This is a genomic window from Mycobacterium sp. 852014-50255_SCH5639931 (assembly GCF_001665605.1).
Classification (GTDB): domain Bacteria; phylum Actinomycetota; class Actinomycetes; order Mycobacteriales; family Mycobacteriaceae; genus Mycobacterium; species Mycobacterium paraffinicum.
The window spans coordinates 289,695-305,532 of record NZ_LZSV01000017.1; the positions used below are offsets into that span (position 1 = coordinate 289,695).

Here is a 15,838-nt window from a genome sequence, read left to right on the forward strand (position 1 = left end):
GCCGCGATCGCGAGCGCGGCGGAGCCGGGTGAAGCGGGTCGTGGCCATTGAACCGAGCAGCCGTTCGACTCGTTTCAGTAGTCGGAGGTGATGGAGTGGCCCGTGTTGCAGGGAATTGGAGGGCGTCCGGGACCGCCGAAGCCGCCCTGATGAAGGCGCTGTACGACGAACACGCAGCGGTTTTGTGGCGTTACGCGCTCCGGCTCACGGGGGATGCAAGCCAGTCCGAGGACGTCGTGCAGGAGACGTTGCTGCGGGCCTGGCAGCATCCGGAGGTCGTCGGGGATACCGAGCGCTCGGCGCGGGCCTGGCTGTTCACCGTCGCGCGCAACATGATCATCGACGACCGGCGCAGCGCACGGTTCCGCAACGTCGTCGCTTCGACCGACGAGGCGGGGGCACCCGAACGGTCGACGCCGGACGAGGTGAACGCGGCGCTGGACAAGCTGCTGATCGCCGACGCGATGGCGCAGCTCTCCGCCGAACACCGGGCCGTGATCGACCGGTCGTACTACCGCGGATGGACCACCGCGCAGATTGCTGCAGACCTCGGGATCGCGGAGGGAACGGTGAAGTCGCGATTACACTACGCCGTGCGGGCGTTGCGACTCACTCTGCAGGAACTTGGAGTTACCCGCTGAGGGGCTCCGAAAGCTTGAAGGGTGCGAAGGAAATGGATGACATGAAGACGCCGCTGCGGGGCATCGGCCCGCCGGACGATCCGTACGTGATGTGGGATGCCGCATATGTGTTGGGCTCGTTGTCGGCCGTGGAGCGACGCGAATTCGAGGCGCACCTGGCGCACTGCCCGGCGTGCCGGGGGGCCGTCGCCGACCTGAGCGGCGTGCCGGCGCTGCTCTCGCAGCTCGGCCCGGACGAGGTGGCGGCGATCAACGACTCAAACCCGGCCGCCGGATGGTCGGCGACACCGGAGATGTCGCCGGAGCTGTTGGCGTCGTTGCTGGCCAAGGTGAGCTGGCGCCGGCGCCGCACGCGGATAGTGACCTGGGTGGCCTCGTCGGCCGCGGCGGTGGTGCTGGCGATCGGCGTGTTCGTCGGGGTGCAGGGGTATTCCTCGTCCCCGTCGCAGCAGGTGACCGCGTCCTCGGCGCCCATGGCGCAGGTGGGCACCACCCTGCTGGCGTCGACGGTCGAGCTGGCCAGCCAGCACTGGGGAACCTCCATCAACCTGCGGTGCGTGTGCCTGGCCCCGCTCAACGCGCACCACGACACGCTGGCGATGGTCGTGGTGGGTCGCGACGGCAGCCAGACCCGGCTGGCGACCTGGGTGGCCGAACCCGGCCACACCGCGACGCCCGCGGGCAGCATCTCGACGCCGGTCGACCAGATCGCGGCCGTGCAGGTGGTGGCCGCCGATAGCGGCCAGGTTCTGTTGCAGCGTTCGCTCTAGGGGTCGGGAGCTACGGTGTCTGGCCACGGGCGTCCACTGCGGGCGCTGGTGGTGGGCGCCGGCGTCGGCGGGATTGCCGTTGCCCGCGGATTGTCGCGGGACGGGCACGACGTCACCGTCTTCGAGCGTCGACCGGATGTGCGGGCTGCCGGCGGTGCGGTGACGATCTGGTCCAACGGCGAGACGGTGCTTCGGCAGCTGGGCGTCGACATGGACCGGGCCGGTCAGCTGCTGTCGGCCGTGCGGGCGGTGACGGCCACGGGCCATCCGCTTGCCACGCTCGACGTGTCCGCGATGGCGGATCGGCTCGGCGCGCCAGTCCGGATGGTTCCGCGCCGGGTCCTGCTGGAGCGGTTGCTGGACGGGTTTCCGGCCGACCGCATTCGATGCGGGGCCCGCGCGATCGCGTTGGCCGCTACGGGCGACACCGTGCGGGTCGGGTTCGACGATGGCAGCTGCGCCGAGGGCGACCTGTTGATCGGCGCCGATGGCCTGCACTCGATGGTCCGGGACAGAGTCGGCGGGAGGCAGGCGAAACCCACCGGCTGGTGCAGCTGGCAGGGGCTCATCGCCCTGGCGGAGATCTCGGAGAAGGACACCGCACTCATGGTCATCGGCGACCGCGGAAACCTTGGCCTGTGGCCGGCCGGGGGCTCCGAGGTGCAGTGGTGGTTCGACCTGCCGTGGTCCTACGACTTCGTGCGGCCGCAACGCCCGATCGAAACGATCCGGTCCCACTTCGCCGGATGGTCGGACGCCGTCGACCGGGTGCTGGCGGCCCTGACCGACGATGATCTGGCGCACTCGCCGTATCCGCATTTCCGGCATCCGATACCCCCGGCGGGCCGGGGCCCGGTGACGCTGCTCGGCGACGCCGCCCACACGATGCCACCCACCCTGGCGCAGGGGACCAACCAGGCGCTGCTCGACACCATGGTGCTGTGCAAGGCGCTGTCGGGTCTTCAGGGCAGCGCCTCCACAGGCGACGTGCAGAGCGCGCTGCGCTGGTATGAGAAGACCCGCCGGCACAAGGTGATGGCCGTATCCAGGGTGGCGTCACTGCCGGTTTCGCACGGTGAGTTCGTGCTGCGCCCGGCCGCTCTGATCCCCGACCGGCTGCAGGCCCGCGCACTGACGATGTTTCTGCGCTGGACGAGTCACCCGCGGATGTCCGCGGAGATCAGCCGAGAACTGGGGGCGGCGACGACCAGCCGATCCAGCCCATGAACGACGAATTCATCAGGGTGCGAGGCGAATTCGATGCGCCCTCACGCTGGCTCTGGCTGTTGAAGTGGTGCGTGCTGGCGTTCCCGCACTACCCGATCTTGATCGGGCTCTACCTGATATATCCGCTGTCGACCGTCGTGGCCGGCGTCGCCATCCTGTTCACCGGGCGGTATCCTCGGCCCATCTTCGACTTCAACGTCGGCGTGCTGCGCTGGTCGTGGCGTGTGATGAATTTCCGGTTCCCGATGAACAGCACGGACAGGTACCCGCCTTTCACGCTCGCGTCGCGGCCCGACTACCCCGGTGATCTGCAGGTCGACTATCCGGAGCGGCTGAGGAACTGGGCCGTGCTGGTGAAGTGGCTGTTGGCCATCCCTCAGGTGCTGCTTTGCTGGTCGATGGAGCCGCTCCTGCAGGTGCTGTGCGTGATCGCCGCGGTGTCGTTGTTGTGCACCGGGACCATCCCGGCGGCCATGTTCGATCTTCTGCTGGGCATCGTCCGATGGCGCTATCGGGTGGCCGTGTACGTGTCCCTGATGCGTGACGAATACCCGCCGTTCCGAATGGATTTGGGTGTCAGTGACGCGCCGTAATCCCTTCTTTCCGTACGTGTACAGATTCGGCCAGCCGGTCTTCGACCGGCTCTTCTACCACCGCTATCGCCGCGAGGCTCTCAGCAACGCGACGGGCCGGCTGCTGATGCTCGGCTTGGGTCCGGGCAACGACTTGAGGTTCCTGCCCGCCGCGGTGACATCGGTCGCGGCCGTGGAGCCGGCGGCGCCGTTCCGGCGGATGGCTTCCCGGCTGGCCCGCCGCCGCGGCGTCGCCGTCGACATCGTCGAGGGAACCGGCGAATCGATTCCCTTCCCGGACAACGCTTTCGACTCGGTGCACATCGGGCTGGTGCTCTGCTCGGTCGAAGATGTGGCCGCCACGCTCGGCGAGATCCGGCGTGTGCTCACACCCGGGGGCAGGCTGGTGGTTCTCGAGCATGTGCGCGGGGTCGGTGCGACCGGCCGGCTCCAGGACCTGGTCGCCAAGCCGTGGTCGTGGTTTGCGGGGGGCTGTGAGCCGAACCGCCGAACCCTGGATTCCATCGCCGCCGCCGGGTTCGACACGACTGCGCTGCGCACCGTTCCGCGCACGCCGGTGCCCTTCCCGTGCAAACCCCATTTGCAGGGGTTCGCCATCCTCACTCCACGCTGACGGCCTCGATGATGTTCAGCCGCGCGGCCCGCCGGGCGGGTGGGAGCGAGCCGAGCAGGCAGATCGCCAGCGCCCCTGCGGTGAAGGCCAGGGACATCGGGCTCAGGCGGAAGCCGACCTGGAAATTCATGATCTCCCCGCTGATGAGGCTGAACAGCCACTGGTCGGTCAGGCCGAACAGCAGCCCCAAAAAGCCGCCGACGAAACCGATTCCGGCCGCCTCGGCCAGGACCGTCCGCAGGGTGAACCGGCGGCTGGACCCCATGGCCCGCAGCACGCCGATCTCGCGGCGGCGTTCCAGCACCGACAACGTCAGGGTGTTGAGCAGCGCGACGGCGGCCACGGCCACGACGATGACCCACACGGCGTTGGCGATGAACATGCTCTGATGCAGCGGGGCTTCCAGCCCCGCCAGCGCCGCGCGGCCGTCGTACACGTGGTTGGCTGCGGGCACCACCCGGCGCACCTCCGTCAACAGGCGCCGCGGGTCCACTCCCGGGGCCGCGGTGATCTGCAGGGTCGTCGCCGCCGGGCGATCGAACCACGCCCGCATCTGCCCGAGATCGATTCCGACCGTTCCGATCACGGTCGAGAAGAAGGGCACCAGGGCCAGCACCGTCGTCTGTCGCGGGCCGTGTGGCGTCTGCAGCTGCAGCCGGTCGCTGGCGCGGACGTGCAGAGTGGCGCCCAGATTCTGTGTGAGCACCACGCCGCGACCGGCCAGAACGTCGGCGCGCACCCGTTCGTCGAGCGCGCGGAACAGCGAATCGTGGGTTCCGCCGGAGAAGCCGTCGAGCAGGACGCGCGTGCCGCCGACGACGGCGAACCCGAACGCGCCCTCGGTCACCCGCGCCACCCCGGGCACCGCGGCCACCTTTTCCGAAAGGCCTTGCGGCAGTGCGTCGGTGGGATAGCTGTCGGGAGGGTTCGCGCTCACCCACACGTCGACGCCGGCGGCGGGAGCGAACATGGCGCGGGCCGAGCGGATCATGTCGGCGTTGGTGCCGGTGATCACCACCGTGGTGACCACCCCGATGAGCACGGTCATCACGGTGGCCCACACTCGCCGCGGCGCGCGTTCGACGGTGGCCGCCGCGAGTGCCCCGAACGGCCCGAAGACGCGGGCCACCGCGGCCGTGGCTTTGACGATGGGCGTTGTGAGCGCGAAGCCGAGTGCGATCTCGGCGGTCAGCAGCGCGGCCATCGCGGCGAACGCGAAGGTGCCGTGTTGGCCGAGGACCACCCAGATGGACACCGCGAACACCGCGAGTGCGCCCACCCCGGCAATGACCCGCAGCCATCGGGGCACGACGTCCGCCGCTGACGCCCCGACCGGCGCCAGCGCCTCGATGGGCGCGACCTTGTACACCTGGCGTGCGGCCATCACCGACGCGACCACGCTGGTGAGCGCCGTGGCCGCGAGGGCCAGCGGGATGGCATATCCGGGCAGCCAATATTGGACGCGGGCCTCGAGCCCCTGGGTCATCGCCGGGGGGAGTCGGCCAATTGCCGTGCGGCCGGCCAGGATTCCGATGGCCGAGCCGATGGCGCCCCCGAGGAGCCCGAGGACCGCCGCCTCCCCGAGCATGTCGCCGACGATGGTGACGCGTCGGCCGCCGATCGCGCGCAGCATGGAGATGACCGGCCGGCGCTGGGTGATCGCCATGGTCATCGTGGTGTAGATCAGAAATGCGCCGACCACCAACGCGACCGCCGCGCCCAGCAGGGCCATGTAGTTCATCAGCTTGACGCCGTCGCCGGCCCGGGCCGCCCGCAGGCTCGGGGCGGCGACGATGGCGCGGCCGTGCACCGCGGCGGTGACCGCGGCGCGGACGGCGTCCGCGTCGGCGCCCGGTCTGGTGGTGATGAGGATCGAGTCGAGCTGTCCGGGGCGGTCGGTGACATTCTGCGCCAACGCCAGTGGGGCGAGGACGTAGTGCCCGCCGTTGAGGTCCGCGAACTGCTTGTCCGAGAGCACCTCGCTCACCGTGACCGAACCCGAGCCCAGTTGCAGCGGCTGCCCTTTCGCATATCCCATCCGCGGCCCCACCTGGACGCCGTTGGGCGTCGAGGACAGCGCCTGCACCGGTCGTGCGACCGCGTCCTTCAGTGCGCCGCCCAGTGCGGCTGTGCTCGCGTCCGCGCCAAGCAGCAGCACCGGTCCCGTCGCCGTGGACGCGGAGGTTCGGATCATCGGCGCCGCGGTGGCGACGCCCGGTACCGCGGCGACGTCGGCCAGTATCGTTTCGGGGAACCCCGCGTCGGTGATGCCCGATACCTCGAGCGCGGCCACGCCGGCGATCCCGTCGGCCAGTCGGTTGACCGATCCGGTGATCGAGCCGAAGATGCCGAATATCGCGACCAGATACGTTGCGGAAACGGCCATTACGGCGATCGACGCGAGCGTGCGACGGCGATGCACGGCGAGCTCACGCAGGCTGAACACGCGCAGTCGGCTGGCCGCCGCCGTGATTTTCACGCAGGGACCGCCGGTAGGTCCGAACCGACCCGACCGTCCTGCAGCGTGATCACCCGATCGGTCGCCGCGGCGGCCTCCGCATTGTGGGTCACCATCACCACTAGCCGGCCGCGGCCGTCTTCGTGTGCCACCTCGGCGAGCAGCTCCAGGATCGCTGCGCCGGTCGCGGAGTCGAGGTTGCCGGTGGGCTCGTCGGCGAGGATGAGCGGCGGGTCCATCATCAACGCGCGCGCCACCGCGACGCGCTGCATCTGGCCGCCGGACAGTTCCGCCGGCCGGTGCTCGGTCCGGTTGCCGAGCCCGACGCGGTCCAGCAACCGAATCGCATCAGGTTTGGCCCTGCCCAGCCGGACACCGTCGAGCAGTTTGGGTACCGCGACGTTCTCCCACGCCGACAAGGTCGGCAACAGGTTGAAGAATTGGAAGATGAAACCCACCCGGTGATGGCGGAACTCCGACTGCTGCTGGTCGCCCAGGCGGCCGATCTCCTCGCCATCGAACGTGATCGAGCCGGAATCGGGGGAGTCCAGCGCGCCGAGGAGGTGAAGCAGCGTGCTCTTACCCGCGCCGGAGGGTCCGACCACCGACACGAACTGACCGCCCCCGAGGCACAGGGTGATCCCGTCGAGCGCCCGGACCGTTTGACCGCCGACCCGATACTCGCGCACCACGTTGCGCAGTTCGATGGTCATCTAGACACCACGAGGGCCGGCGGCACGCGGTTCACCTGCGGGGTGAACCGATCAAGTGCCGGGCTCGTGTCATCGGGTGAATGCACGGCCCTTTGTGGCGTCAGGAGCGTCAGCACATGTTCGGCAAGCACCGGGTGGTCGATCACATCGTCGGGCACCTCGCGTCGCTCGGGGTGGACCACGTCTTCGGTGTCGACGGCGCCAACATCGAGGATCTGTACGACGCCGCGCACTTCCGGCCTGAGGTCACCGCCGTGCTGGCCAAGCACGAATTCTCGGCGGCCACCATGGCCGACGGATACAGTCGCAGCGGCGCCGGACTGGGCGTGGTGGCGGCGACGTCCGGTGGGGGAGCGCTGAACCTCGTCGCCGGCCTGGGCGAGTCGTTCGCGAGCCGGGTTCCGGTGCTGGCCCTGGTCGGCCAGCCCGCGACCACGATGGACGGCCGGGGCAGCTTCCAGGACACCAGCGGTCGCAATGGATCGCTGGATGCCCGGGCACTGTTCTCGGCGGTGTCGGTGTTTTGCGAGCGGCTGGTTTCGCCGGCGGACATCGTGTCGGCATTGCCCAGGGCGATCTGCGCTGCGCGCGCCGGTGGCCCGGCGGTGTTGTTGCTGCCCAAGGACATTCAGCAGGAATTCATCGCCGTCGACGGCAGCCCCGAGCACTTCGGTTTCAGCGCGTCGATCGGCAACCCGCATCTCATCGCCCGGGAACTGCGCCAGACGACCGGTCAGGTCACGATCATCGCCGGCGAGCAGGTGGCCCGCGACGACGCCCGGGCCGAACTCGAGGACCTGCGGGCGCTGCTGCGCGCGCGGGTGGCCACCGTGCCCGACGCCAAAGACGTCGCCGGCACACCGGGTTTCGGATCGTCGTCGGCCCTCGGCGTGACCGGCGTCATGGGCCACCCGAGCGTGGCCGAAACGCTGGCCGCCAGCGCCCTGTGCCTCATCGTCGGCACCCGGCTCACGGTAACCGCGCGCGGCGGCCTGGACGACGCGCTGGCGGCGGTGCGAACGGTATCCATCGGGTCGGCGCGGCCCTATCTGCACTGCACGCACGTGCACACCGACGACCTGCGTGGCTCGTTGCGCCTGCTGACCGAGGCGCTGCGCGGTCACGGACGCCCGAACGGCGTGCGAGTGCCCGATCTGGTGCGGCGCACCGAGCTGACGCCCAGGGACTGCGACGGGCCGGGCGTGCGGTACCGCGACGCCATGGCGGTGCTGGACCGCGCCCTGCCCGACGGTGCCGACATCGTCGTCGACGCCGGCAACACCGGCGCGGCCGCGATTCACTACCTGCCGGCGCGGCGCGGCGGCAGGTTCGTCGCCGCGCTCGGGATGGGCGGCATGGGCTACAGCTTCGGGGCCGGGATCGGCATGGCGTTCGGGCGGGCGAACGGCGGCCGGCCGGGCGGCCGCACCGTGGTGATCGCCGGGGACGGCGCCTTTTTCATGCACGGGCTGGAAGTGCACACCGCGGTGCAGTACCGGCTTCCCGTGACGTTCGTGTTGTTCAACAACAGCGCCCACGCGATGTGCGTGACCCGTGAGCAGCTGTTCTACGAGAACCGCTACAGCTACAACCGCTTCCGGCCCAGCGCGCTGGGAACCGGTCTGGCGGCGATGTTTCCCGGGCTGACATCGGTCGATGTCAGCGACCCCGCCCAACTTGCCGCGGCGCTTCGGGAGGCGCTGGACATCGAGGGCCCGGCGGTGGTCAGCGTCGAATGCGACGCCGACGAAATCCCGCCGTTTGCTCCATTTCTCGCCGCGCTGTCAGGCAGTGCGGCTGTCACAGAACAGTTTTCGACCGCGAAGGAGAACCGGTCCGATGTCGTTGCCAGCGCTTGAGGATATCCCCACTCCCATCGACGGGGTGGTCCGCATCGAAACCAGCCCGCGGGAGAAGGCGACCCCGATCATCATGGAGATGATGCGGTCGGTCTACCCGCACGATCAGGTCTTCGGGGAGTACTGCACGGTCAACGATTACGTTGCGTGCCCGCCCGATGAGTTGTACGAGTACCTGGCCGACACCCGCAGCCTCGAGGAGTGGACGTACAGCCTGCGCGGTTTCACGCCCACCGACGAACCCGGCCTGTGGCTGGCCTACGACCGTCTCGGCTCGGAGACCGAGATCTATACCCGGACCATCGCCAACGCGGCGGCGCGAACCGTCGACTACCACTGCGCGTGGGATCAGGGCAAGCACCTGTGGATGATCTATCTGATGCGCGTCGTCGACGCACAGGTGGTCCTCGACAAGCCGGGATCGGTTGTGCTGTGGACAAACTGCCACCACCCGTTCTATGACCACAACCCGTACCCGGAGACCGCACCTGAGCAGCGGCCGGTGTGGGTCGGCGACTTCTGGGACATGTTCGGCGCCGGCCACGCGCTGGAGCTGCAGAACCTCAAGGCGATCGCCGAATACCGGCACCGCAACGGCCTGCCGGTGACGCCGAAATGGATGAGGTAGCAACATGAGCCAACCGAGCGTCAGCCTGATCGACGTTTCCACCTATCTGCCCGGCGAGCCCATCGGCGCCGACTACTACGCGCAATTCGCCGAATCCGACGACCTGCGCGAGAACGTGATGTTCCGCGCCCCGAAGTTTCGCCACCACGTCGGGCCTGACGAGAGTTCGATCGACATGATCGAACGCGCGGCGCAGGGCCTGATCGAGCGGCACGGCCACGACGTGGTCGAGGGCGCCGACGTGCTCATCACCCACACCCAGGTGCCGGACATGGCCTTCTACGGGCAAGGCGGCGGCATCGCACACCGGCTGGGCATGCGACCGTCCTGGGTGCTCGACCTCAACAACGGCGGCTGCGCGGCGTTCGTGTTGGCGCTCAACGTGGCTCGCAAACTGCTGGCCTCCGGTAACGGGCACACCGCGCTGATCGCCATCGCCCAAAACGCGGCCGGACAGTTCTTCGATCAGCCGACCATCCGCCGCAAGGCACAGTCCGCGGTGCCCGGGGACGGTGCGGCGGTGGGTCTGGTCATGCTCAGCGACCAATCACCCATCCTCGACGTCGAGTGCCGCACCTACGGTGAATACGCCGGCGAGATGACGCTGTCCTACGACCCGCCCCGCAAATGGTGGCAGGCCGGGGCCGGCGAGGGCAGCATCGGCTTCACCGAAAGCAAGATCACCAAGGTGCTGGCCCGCGGCAACCGGCAGGTCCCCGAGGTGGCGCTGACGGTATGCGACCGAATAGGCCTGCCCGCCAAGGATATCGACCTGCTCGTCACCAACCAGCCGAACCGGATCTTCCTGCGCAACTGGCGCGAGGCGCTCGAGTTGCCGCCCGAACGCCATCGAGACACCTTTGACGAGTGCGGCAACCTGTTCGGCGCCGGGATCCCGATCAACCTGGATCGCGCGATCTCCGATGGGCAGGCCGAGGCCGGGGATGTCGTCATGATGGCCGCCTTCGCGCATGCCGGCGACTTCGCCGGTGCGGCGGCGGTGCGCTGGGGCGGGCGAGGATGATGCAGCCCGCCCCGAGCCCGGTGGCCGGCGACGGCTGCGACGCGCTGCCCGACCCGGTGGATCCGTTTGCGTTGTCGCTCAACGAGAATCCGTTCCCGCCGTTGTCGGCGGTGCGGTCGGCGTTGATGCGGTCCGTCCACGCCGTCAACCGCTACCCCGAGTTCCTGCCCGAGCGGCTGCGCGGCGTGATCGCCGACCACATCGGGGTGCCCGCCTCCCGGGTGGTGCCGGGCGCCGGCGCGACGGGCATCGTGCTGCTGGCCCTACAGGCGCTGACCGCTGCGGGTGACACGGTGGCGATGGCGACGCCCACCTTCGACGGTTACCCGATCCTCGCGCGGATGGCGCGGCTGAAGACGCGGACGGTTCCCCTGGATGCGCATGGCCACCACGACCTCGACGGTTTGGCCCGCGCCGCCGCCGATGCCCGGGTGGTCGTCCTGTGCCGGCCGCACAACCCCACCGGAACGATGGAATCCGCGGCCGCCGTTTCGGCGTTCCTGCGCCGCGTGCCGCGTGACACCGTCGTCCTCCTCGACGAGGCCTACATCGAGTTCGCCGCGCCCGAGCACCGCATCGCCGTGGCGGCGTTGGTCACCCGCTTCCCCAATGTGGTGGTGGTGCGGACCTTCTCCAAGGCCTACGGCCTGGCGGGGCTGCGAATCGGTTACGGCGTGGCGTCGCGGGAGCTGGCCGCCACGCTGTGGTCCCATCAGCTGCCGTTCGGCGCGCCGATCACCAGTCTGGTCGCGGTCGCCGCGTCCTACGCGGCGGAAGACCAACTGCTGCACCGGGTCCGGTTGATCAACGCCGAACGCTGTTATCTGCGGATGCGCCTCAGCGCGCTGGGGATCTACACGACGAACGCGCACGCGAACTTCATGTATCTGCCCGCGAAGAAGGATGGGCGGGGTGTGCCGTGGCATGAGGTTTTCGCCGACGACCGGCTGCGGGTGCGGTGCTACCCGGACGGTGGTGCGCGGATCACCGTGGGCAACCGCACCTCGACACTGGCGGTGCTGTCGGCGCTGGGGAAAGGCCACGCTCGCGCGCCAAGTGCGGTATGAAGGGGCGTGGCCGCCTCACGACCGCCGAAGCGTGACCCGATCGCCGCGGCGCGCGACAACTGGGAGCGCTCCGGTTGGAGCGACGTGGCGCAGGGCATGGTCGCGGTGACATCGGTGATGCGGGCGCACCAGATCCTGCTGGCCCGCGTCGAGACGGCGTTGCGTCCCTACGACCTGAGTTTCTCCCGCTACGAGTTGCTGCGCCTGCTGGCGTTCAGCCGGACCGGCGCGCTGCCCATCACCAAGGCGTCGGATCGGCTGCAGGTCCACGTCACCAGCGTGACGCATGCGATCCGCCGGCTGGAAGCCGACGGGCTGGTGCAGCGGGTGCCGCACCCCACCGATGGGCGCACCACCCTGGTGCAGATCACCGACCTGGGCCGCTCGACGGTCGAGGACGCCACGGTGACGCTCAACGAGCAGGTGTTCGCCGATATCGGGATGTCCGAAACCGAAGCGCGGGCGCTGGTTTCATCGATCGAAACACTCCGCCGAGACGCGGGAGACTTCGCGGATTGAACGAGAAGAAGGCCATCCTTCGCCGAACGTGCACTGAGTGCGATTTTTCCCGCATTATTTCGCAGTGAGTACACGCTCGGCGCGCCGCTGCGCCCGATCTAGCCGTCGCGCAGCATTTCGATCACCGCGCTGAAGTCCTTGTCGGCGTGGTCGGCCGCGAATTTGGCGTAGATCTCGGCGGCGTGCCTGCCCAGCGGCGCGGCCGACCCGGTCGAGGTCACCGCGTCCATGGCCAGGCCCAGGTCCTTGTTCATCAGTGCGGTCGCGAAACCCGGCTTGAAGTCGTTGTTGGCCGGCGATGTCGGCACCGGTCCCGGCACCGGGCAATTGGTGTGCACGGCCCAGCAATTGCCGGTCGCGCCGGTGATGACGTCGAAGAGGGATTGCGCCGAAAGCCCGAGCTTTTCGGCCAGCACGAAGGCCTCGCCGACGGCGATCTGCTGCACCGCCAGCACCATGTTGTTGCACACCTTGGCCGCCTGGCCGGCCCCGGCTGCGCCGCAGTGAATAACCTTGCCCGCCATGGGTTCCAGCACGAGCCGGGCGCGCTCCAGGGCGGCCTCGTCACCGCCGACCATGAACGCCAGCGTCCCGGCGACGGCGCCCTTCACGCCGCCGGAAACGGGCGCGTCCAGCTGCGCAACCCCGTGCGATTCGGCGAGCGCGTGCACCTCGCGGGCGTCGTTGACCGAGATCGTGGAGCTGTCGATGAACAGTGCGCCCGACCGGGCGGCCGGCAGCACGTCGGCGTAGCACCGCTTCACCAGGTCGCCGTTGGGCAGCATGGTAATCACCACGTCGGCCCCGGTCACCGCGTCGGCCGCGCTGTCGAACGTCGTGACCCCGTTGCCTGCCGCCGCCGCGACGGCGGCGGGCACGGGGTCGAACCCGCGCACCGCATGTTTGGCGGCAACAAGATTCGCCGACATCGGTCCACCCATATTGCCCAGACCCAGGAAAGCCACCGTCAGGTGCTCGGTCATCGCCGACCTTTCTACGCGCTCGCCTGCACGCGCGCGGCCGCGGCCCTGCCGATGACCACCCGCATGATTTCGTTGGTCCCTTCCAGGATTCGATGCACCCGCAGATCGCGGACGATCTTTTCCAGACCATACTCACGCAGATACCCGTAGCCGCCGTGTAGCTGCAGGGCCTTGTCGGCCACCTCGAAGCAGGTGTCGGTGACGTAGCGCTTGGCCATCGCGCACAGCTCGACCTTGTCGGGGTCGTCGTTGTCCAACGCATCCGCGGCCCGCCACAACATCATTCGCGACGTTTCCAGCCCGGTGGCCATATCGGCCAGGGTGAACCGGATGGTGGGCTCGTCGAGCAGTGCCTTGCCGAACGCTTGCCGTTCCCGGACGTAGGCGCCCGCCTTGTCGAAGGCGGACTGTGCGCCGCCCAGCGAGCACGCCGCGATGTTGAGCCGGCCGCCGTTGAGGCCGTTCATCGCGATGCCGAATCCGGCGCCCTCGCCCTCCGCGCCGCCCAGCATGGCCTCGGCGGGTACCCGCACGCCCTCCAGGATCACCTGTGCGGTGGGCTGGGCATGCCAGCCCATCTTCTCTTCCAGCGCCCCGAAACTGAGCCCGGGAGCGCCCTTTTCGATGACGAAGGCCGAGATTCCGCGCGGGCCCTCGCCGCCGGTCCTGGCCATCACCACGTAGACGTCCGAGGCCCCGGCGCCGGAGATGAACTGCTTGACGCCGTCGAGCACGTAGTCGCCGCCCTCCCGGACGGCCCGGGTGCTCAACGCGCTGGCGTCCGAGCCGGCGCCCGGCTCGGTGAGGCAGTAACTGGCGATGACGTCCATCGAGGCCAGCCGCGGCACCCACGCCTTGCGCTGTTCGGCGGTGCCGAACTTGTCGATCATCCACGCGCACATGTTGTGGATGGACAGGAACGCGGCGGTCGTCGGGTCGGCGATGGCCAGCTGCTCGAAGATGCGGACCCCGTCGAGCCGGCGCAGGCCGCTGCCACCGACGTCCTCGCGGCAGTAGATCGCCGCCATGCCGAGCTCGGCCGACTCGCGCAACACGTCGGTCGGAAAGTGTTTGGCGGCGTCCCATTCCAGGGCGTGCGGGGCGAGGCGTTTGGCGGCGAACGCGGCCGCCGTCTCGGTGATGACCCGCTCGTCGTCGTTGAGGGTGAACATCGAGCCCTAATCCATTGTGGGGATGACGAATTCGGCGCCATCCTTGATACCGGACGGCCACCGAGACGTCACCGTCTTGGTCTTGGTGTAGAAGATGATGGACGAAGGGCCATGCTGGTTGAGGTCGCCGAAACCGGAGCGCTTCCAACCGCCAAAGGTGTGGTAGGCCACCGGAACCGGGATCGGCACGTTCACACCGACCATGCCCACCTGCACCCGGGAGATGAAGTCGCGGGCGGCGTCGCCGTCGCGGGTGAAGACCGCCACGCCGTTGCCGTACTCGTGCTCCGAAGGCAACCGCAGCGCCTCTTCGTAATCGTGGGCGCGCACGATGCACAGCACCGGCCCGAAGATCTCGTCGGTGTAGATCGACATGTCGGAAGTGACGTGGTCGAACAGCGTTGGGCCGATGAAGAATCCGCCCTCGAGGCTGACATCGTCGAACGTCAGGTCGTCGCTGGCGCGCTCGCGGCCGTCGATCACCAATTCGGCGCCCGCCTCGACGCCCTGGCCGATGTAGTCGCGCACCCGCGCCAATGCGGCCTCGGTGACCAGCGGGCCGTAGTCGGCCTTGGGGTCCAGGCTGTGCCCGACGCGCAGGTTATTGATCCGGTCAATGAGCCTGGCGCGCAACCGTTCCGCGGTCCGCTCGCCGACGGGCACTGCGACGCTGATCGCCATGCACCGTTCGCCCGCGCTGCCGTACCCGGCGCCGATCAGCGCGTCGACGGCCTGGTCCAGGTCGGCATCGGGCATCACGATCATGTGGTTCTTGGCGCCGCCGAAGCACTGCGACCGTTTGCCCGTGGCAGCGGCCGTCGCGTAGATGTACTGGGCGATGTCGGAGCTGCCGACGAAACCCACCGCCTGGATGTCGGGGTGGTGCAGGATGGCGTCGACGGCCTCCTTGTCGCCGTGCACGACCTGGAACACACCGGGCGGCAGGCCCGCTTCCAAGAACAGTTCGGCCAGTCGCACCGGAACCGACGGGTCGCGCTCGCTGGGCTTGAGCACGAAGGCGTTGCCGCATGCGAGGGCGGGCCCGGCCTTCCACAGCGGGATCATGGCCGGGAAGTTGAACGGGGTGATGCCGGCGACCACCCCCAGCGGCTGGCGCAGCGAGTAAACGTCGATGCCCGGGCCGGCGCCTTCGCTGTACTCGCCCTTGAGCAGGTGGGGGATGCCGATGGCGAACTCGATGACCTCGATGCCGCGCTGGACGTCGCCGCGCGCGTCGGCCACCGTCTTGCCGTGCTCGAGGGACAGCAGCTCGGCGAGCTCGTCCATGTGGTCGTTGACCAGCTCGACGAATCGCATCAGCACCCGCGCGCGCCGCTGCGGATTCCACGCCGCCCAACCCTTTTGTGCCTCGACGGCCGAGGCCACCGCGGCATCGATGTCGGCCTTGCCGGCCATCGGCACCTGCGCCTGCACCTCGCCGGTGCTGGGGTTGAAGACGTCGGCGCTGCGGGTGGACTGGCCGGCGGTCCGCTGCCCATCGATGAAGTGGGGGATCTGTGTGGTCATGGTGTCCTCGAGTTGTACGCACGTGAGAGGCGGATATACTTGGA

At 69.0% G+C, this 15,838-nt stretch carries 14 protein-coding genes and 1 pseudogene; 10 read left to right on the forward strand and 5 right to left on the reverse strand.

Annotated elements, in window-relative coordinates; genetic code table 11:
* The first annotated feature begins 95 nt into the window (after positions 1-95).
* The 5 genes from A5758_RS11135 to A5758_RS11155 are packed head-to-tail and all read left to right on the forward strand — an operon-like array spanning position 96 to position 3,844.
* Positions 96-641: a sigma-70 family RNA polymerase sigma factor gene (locus A5758_RS11135; RefSeq protein WP_082939258.1), complete on the forward strand. Its 546-nt coding sequence runs from the start codon at positions 96-98 to the stop codon at positions 639-641.
* Between the two features lie 41 nt (positions 642-682).
* Positions 683-1,411: an anti-sigma factor gene (locus A5758_RS11140; RefSeq protein WP_156622598.1), complete on the forward strand. Its 729-nt coding sequence runs from the start codon at positions 683-685 to the stop codon at positions 1,409-1,411.
* A gap of 15 nt (positions 1,412-1,426) precedes the next feature.
* Positions 1,427-2,638 carry an NAD(P)/FAD-dependent oxidoreductase gene (locus A5758_RS11145; RefSeq protein WP_067739803.1) on the forward strand — a complete coding sequence of 404 codons (1,212 nt, stop codon included), beginning with the start codon at positions 1,427-1,429 and terminating at the stop codon, positions 2,636-2,638.
* A 17-nt stretch (positions 2,639-2,655) separates the two neighbouring features.
* Positions 2,656-3,231 (forward strand): DUF4389 domain-containing protein, encoded by a 576-nt coding sequence (locus tag A5758_RS11150; protein WP_067740005.1) that lies wholly within the window; start codon positions 2,656-2,658, stop codon positions 3,229-3,231.
* Positions 3,218-3,844, forward strand: a complete 627-nt coding sequence (locus tag A5758_RS11155; RefSeq protein WP_067739805.1) for a class I SAM-dependent methyltransferase — start codon at positions 3,218-3,220, stop codon at positions 3,842-3,844. Before A5758_RS11150 ends, A5758_RS11155 begins: the two co-directional genes overlap by 14 nt.
* On the opposite strand, the gene A5758_RS11160 is transcribed toward A5758_RS11155, so the two are convergent.
* Positions 3,831-6,230, reverse strand: coding sequence for an FtsX-like permease family protein (locus tag A5758_RS11160; protein WP_231987291.1), 2,400 nt, complete (start codon positions 6,228-6,230; stop codon positions 3,831-3,833). The genes A5758_RS11155 and A5758_RS11160 overlap by 14 nt on opposite strands.
* A gap of 89 nt (positions 6,231-6,319) precedes the next feature.
* Positions 6,320-7,015 (reverse strand): ABC transporter ATP-binding protein, encoded by a 696-nt coding sequence (locus tag A5758_RS11165; protein WP_067203529.1) that lies wholly within the window; start codon positions 7,013-7,015, stop codon positions 6,320-6,322.
* 116 nt (positions 7,016-7,131) lie between these two features.
* On the opposite strand from A5758_RS11165, the gene A5758_RS11170 reads away from it, so the two are divergent.
* The 5 genes and pseudogenes from A5758_RS11170 to A5758_RS11190 all read left to right on the forward strand — a co-directional run bounded on the left by A5758_RS11170 (position 7,132) and on the right by A5758_RS11190 (position 12,112).
* Entirely contained in the window at positions 7,132-8,874 is a 1,743-nt protein-coding gene (locus A5758_RS11170; protein ID WP_082939654.1) for a thiamine pyrophosphate-binding protein, read from the forward strand.
* Entirely contained in the window at positions 8,855-9,502 is a 648-nt protein-coding gene (locus A5758_RS11175; RefSeq protein ID WP_067203524.1) for a hypothetical protein, read from the forward strand. The genes A5758_RS11170 and A5758_RS11175 overlap by 20 nt, the downstream gene beginning before the upstream one ends.
* A gap of 4 nt (positions 9,503-9,506) precedes the next feature.
* Positions 9,507-10,526, forward strand: a complete 1,020-nt coding sequence (locus A5758_RS11180; protein WP_067739810.1) for a 3-oxoacyl-ACP synthase III family protein — start codon at positions 9,507-9,509, stop codon at positions 10,524-10,526.
* Positions 10,526-11,702 (forward strand): annotated as a pseudogene (locus A5758_RS11185) (histidinol-phosphate transaminase). Before A5758_RS11180 ends, A5758_RS11185 begins: the two are co-directional and overlap by 1 nt.
* Positions 11,600-12,112, forward strand: a complete 513-nt coding sequence (locus A5758_RS11190) for a MarR family transcriptional regulator (RefSeq protein WP_066945783.1) — start codon at positions 11,600-11,602, stop codon at positions 12,110-12,112. The pseudogene A5758_RS11185 and the gene A5758_RS11190 overlap by 103 nt, the downstream one beginning before the upstream one ends.
* Positions 12,113-12,210: 98 nt before the next feature.
* Here the strand turns inward: A5758_RS11190 and mmsB are convergent, their stop codons facing one another.
* The 3 genes from mmsB to A5758_RS11205 are packed head-to-tail and all read right to left on the reverse strand — an operon-like array spanning position 12,211 to position 15,794.
* Positions 12,211-13,095, reverse strand: a complete 885-nt coding sequence (mmsB, locus tag A5758_RS11195; protein ID WP_067203521.1) for a 3-hydroxyisobutyrate dehydrogenase — start codon at positions 13,093-13,095, stop codon at positions 12,211-12,213.
* 11 nt (positions 13,096-13,106) lie between these two features.
* Positions 13,107-14,267 (reverse strand): acyl-CoA dehydrogenase family protein, encoded by a 1,161-nt coding sequence (locus tag A5758_RS11200; protein ID WP_067739814.1) that lies wholly within the window; start codon positions 14,265-14,267, stop codon positions 13,107-13,109.
* Between the two features lie 6 nt (positions 14,268-14,273).
* Positions 14,274-15,794 carry a CoA-acylating methylmalonate-semialdehyde dehydrogenase gene (locus A5758_RS11205; RefSeq protein WP_067739816.1) on the reverse strand — a complete coding sequence of 507 codons (1,521 nt, stop codon included), beginning with the start codon at positions 15,792-15,794 and terminating at the stop codon, positions 14,274-14,276.
* Positions 15,795-15,838 lie beyond the last annotated feature (44 nt).